The following is a 910-nucleotide window of genomic DNA, read 5'->3' on the forward strand; positions in this document are numbered from 1 at the left end:
AAAGCGTCTTCGTTGAACGAGTGGCTGGAGACGCTGGTGGCCTTGACCTGACTCACCAGCTCCTGGAAGCGCTGGGGATCGCGGCCCTGGTCCAGGGTCACCAGGGTCTTGGTCACGTACTCCAGGCCCGGGGTCTTGCTGGTGTTGTTGCGAAAACCCACCAGACCGAAGCTGACACTGTCCAACTCGCCGCGCGCGGCAATCTTGCCCTGCAGTTCGTGGACCACATCGCGCACCTGATCGATGTAGGGCTGCATTGACACCGAGGTGTCCACCACCAGCACCACCGCCGTGCGGAACGCGTCGCCGGCTGCCAGCGGGGTGCTCGCCGGCAGGCGCTTGCCACTGCTGTCGCTGATGCTCTGCGGGCTGTTGCCCGGATCGATCGAGGCGACATTGAGCAACTGCACCGACTGGCCGTTCTCGTCGAAGCTCTCCTTGGAGTCAAAGATCGGCAGCAGGTAGAACTGGTCCTGTGGCACTGCACTGGCATTGGGTTCCAGGGCCAGCACCTGCTGCTCGTCCTGGGGATTCTTCTGCGCCTTGAGCAGCAGGTTCTTGGCCGCCGCAGGGTCCGCCAGCAAACGCTCCAGCTCGCTGGCCTGACGCACGAACATCACCGGTGCACGACCGGAGCGCTCGGTGAACTTCAGCACCAGGCTCTGCTTCCAGTCGCTGACCTGCTCCGCCGGCAACCAGCCGGCGCTGCGGCCGTCACTGGCGGCGCCCAGGCGCAGCCAGGAGCGGCCGTCGAGATTCTTGCGCTGATACACATAGAGCACCGAGAACGCCGGCACCGCCTGGCCTGGCGTAGCGCCCGGCTCGCTGGAAAAGCTCGCGCCCGGCTTGCTCAGCACCCGCTGGAACAGGGTCTTCTTGCCCGGCATCAGCAACGGCCGCTGGCCGCCAT

The 910-nt window shown here is 65.6% G+C and carries 1 protein-coding gene; it reads right to left on the reverse strand.

Going from position 1 to position 910, the window contains the following annotated elements:
- On the reverse strand, nucleotides 1-910 hold a 910-nt coding region (locus tag BLX41_RS36840), incomplete at both ends, for a vWA domain-containing protein (protein WP_473241696.1).

The sequence above is a fragment of the Pseudomonas protegens genome, assembly GCF_003732485.1.
Taxonomy (GTDB): Bacteria; Pseudomonadota; Gammaproteobacteria; order Pseudomonadales; family Pseudomonadaceae; genus Aquipseudomonas; species Aquipseudomonas protegens_B.